3 protein-coding genes are annotated in these 2459 nt (G+C 55.8%); all 3 read left to right on the top strand.

The features are described 5' to 3' along the window. Window positions 1–83 precede the first annotated feature (83 nt). The 3 genes from tnpA to tnpC all read left to right on the top strand — a co-directional run bounded on the left by tnpA (window position 84) and on the right by tnpC (window position 2405). The gene (gene tnpA, locus ACM5Q9_RS14250; protein ID WP_418145418.1) at window positions 84–437 is read left to right on the top strand and encodes an IS66-like element accessory protein TnpA; all 354 of its coding nucleotides are present in this window, start codon (window positions 84–86) and stop codon (window positions 435–437) included. Further along, window positions 434–766 (top strand): IS66 family insertion sequence element accessory protein TnpB, encoded by a 333-nt coding sequence (tnpB, locus tag ACM5Q9_RS14245; protein ID WP_302891173.1) that lies wholly within the window; start codon window positions 434–436, stop codon window positions 764–766. Before tnpA ends, tnpB begins: the two co-directional genes overlap by 4 nt. 64 nt (window positions 767–830) lie before the next feature. Continuing rightward, on the top strand, window positions 831–2405 hold the full coding sequence (gene tnpC, locus ACM5Q9_RS14240; protein ID WP_418145416.1) for an IS66 family transposase: 1575 nt from the start codon (window positions 831–833) through the stop codon (window positions 2403–2405). The last annotated feature ends 54 nt before the right edge of the window (window positions 2406–2459 follow it).

The following is a 2459-nucleotide window of genomic DNA, read 5'->3' as shown; positions in this document are numbered from 1 at the left end:
GTAAACGAACGGTAAACTACACCTTGAAGATCCCCGGTTAGTCCGTCAAGATCGTGTCCATTACAATTTAAGCGGACACGATCATGAATGACATTATGCCCCTCAAGCGCGTGAGACGGTCTTATTCTGCCGAATTTAAGACTGAACTGGTCAAGGCCAGCCAACAACCCGGTGTTTCACTAGCCGGTTTGGCCCTGCATCATGGCCTGAATGCCAATCTACTAAGGCGTTGGGTACGTGAATATGAATGCGAAGGCAAGCATATCGCCACGCAAACCGACACGACCATGCACTTTGTTCCGGTTTCCCTACCTGCAGCGGTAAGCAGTCAGTCCTGCCAGTTGCAGATGCAAGGTAAAGATATCCAGGTTACTTTGAGTGTGCCCGTGCATCAACTGGAGCAGTGTGCCGGGTTGCTGCTCAGGTTATTGCGATGATCCGTATCGACCAAGTCTGGCTGGCGGTGGAGCCGATTGACATGCGGGCAGGCATGGACACCTTGCTGGCCCGGGTGGTACAGGTCTTCGGTCGCGCACAACCGCATCAAGCCTATCTGTTCAGTAATAAACGGGGTACCCGTTTAAAGGTGCTGGTGCACGATGGCCTGGGCATCTGGCTGGCCGTGCGCCGTTTACACCAGGGACGTTTTAACTGGGCACCGTCGGGTGCCACACAATGCAGCTTAAACGCTGAACAGGTGCAGGCCTTGCTGATGGGGCTGCCCTGGCAACGCCTGGGGGCTGATGCGGCAATCACGCTGTTGTAAACCGGCTGGCAATCCGGTGAGATACCGATGGTTCAGGCCAGCCCCTTATGGCATACTGCACACCATGACAAAGACGACTGTTTCCCCTCCCGATCTGGATCAACTGGACGAGCACGCACTACGCGCGCTGGTTCGGCAATTGATGGGGAACGTCGAACACCTCACCAAAGATGTGACTTATTTGGGTCAGGATAATCAGTTTAAAGACGCCCACATTCGTAAGCTCACGCATGAGATTGCGGTTTTACGACGCCATTACTTTGGCAAGAAAAGCGAGCAACTGACAGGCGTTCAGGGCAGCCTGCTGGATGAAGCGGTTGAGGAAGACATGGCCGCCATTGAGCTGGAGTTGCAGCAACTGCAAGACCAGCCGGTCGCCCCTTCCCCCGCAGCCCGGCAATCGGCCAAACGCCAGCGCCTGCCCGAGAACTTGCCGCGCGTGGACATTCACCATGATCCGGATCACACCCAGTGCTCATGCGGTTGCCAGCTCCATCGTATTGGCCAGGATATCAGCGAAAAACTGGATTACCAACCGGGCAACTTTACGGTTGAGCGTCACATTCGTGGCAAATGGGCCTGTCGTGAATGCGAGAAGATAACCCTGGCACCGTTGCCCGCCCATATCATCGACAAGGGCATCCCAACACCGGGCTTGCTGGCCCAGGTGCTGGTGGCCAAATATGCGGATCATCTGCCGCTGTATCGGCAGGAACAGATCTTTGCCCGTGCCGGTGTTAAGCTGGCGCGTTCCACCCTGGCTGAATGGGTCGGAGTGTGTGGCGTACGCCTGCAACCGCTGGTGGATGCGTTACGGCGTTTGCTGTTGAAGCAAACTGTCCTGCATGCCGATGAAACCCCGGTCTTGATGCTGCAACCGGGTCAGAAAAATACGAAACGCGCTTACCTGTGGGCCTATGCCAGCAGCGACGTTGCACCTTTGAATGCCGTGATTTATGACTTTACTGAAGGTCGTGCCGGTGAACATGCCCGCCGCTTCTTCGGCGATTGGCAAGGCCACTTGGTCTGTGATGATTACACCGGTTATAAAGCCTGCTTTACCCAGGGCATCACCGAAGTGGGCTGCATGGCGCATGCCCGTCGCAAGTTCTTCGATTTACAGCAAGCCAATCAAAGCCAGTTGGCCGAACAGGCCCTGCAACTCATGGGTCAGCTCTACGAGGTGGAGCGACAGGCCAAAGGCCAGTCAGCAGCACAACGCTTGCAATTGCGGCAACAGCAGGCCCGGCCAATTGCCGACGCCTTGCATGCCTGGATGCAGGGACATCGTCAAAAAGTGCCTGATAACACCGGCATTGCCCGGGCGCTGGATTACAGCCTGAAACGCTGGGTGGCGCTGACCCGTTATCTGGAGGATGGCAACTTGCCGATTGACAATAACCGGATTGAAAACCAGATTCGGCCCATCGCTTTAGGTCGCAAGAATTGGCTCTTCGCCGGTTCCTTGCGTGCGGGCCAACGGGCGGCGGCCGTCATGAGCCTGATTCAATCGGCCAAGCTCAGTGGCCACGATCCGTACGCCTATCTGAAAGATGTCCTGATGCGTCTACCGACGCAACAGAATAGCGATATTGAGGACTTGTTGCCGCACAACTGGACACCGACAACGGGTGCTTGAAAGAATATTGGCCGCTTACGCGGCCAAGTCAATGTGGGATTACCGAACGTTTAC

Origin of the sequence: Advenella sp. RU8 (assembly GCF_048381675.1) — a bacterium.
Classification (GTDB): domain Bacteria; phylum Pseudomonadota; class Gammaproteobacteria; order Burkholderiales; family Burkholderiaceae_B; genus Advenella.
This window is presented reverse-complemented; position numbering and strand designations above follow the sequence as displayed.

Excerpts from the sequence above, each read along its gene's own strand:
- tnpC (WP_418145416.1), top strand. The coding sequence starts at position 831 with ATGACAAAGACGACTGTTTCCCCTCCCGATCTGGATCAACTGGACGAG.
- tnpA (WP_418145418.1), top strand. The coding sequence starts at position 84 with ATGAATGACATTATGCCCCTCAAGCGCGTGAGACGGTCTTATTCTGCC.
- tnpB (WP_302891173.1), top strand. The coding sequence starts at position 434 with ATGATCCGTATCGACCAAGTCTGGCTGGCGGTGGAGCCGATTGACATG.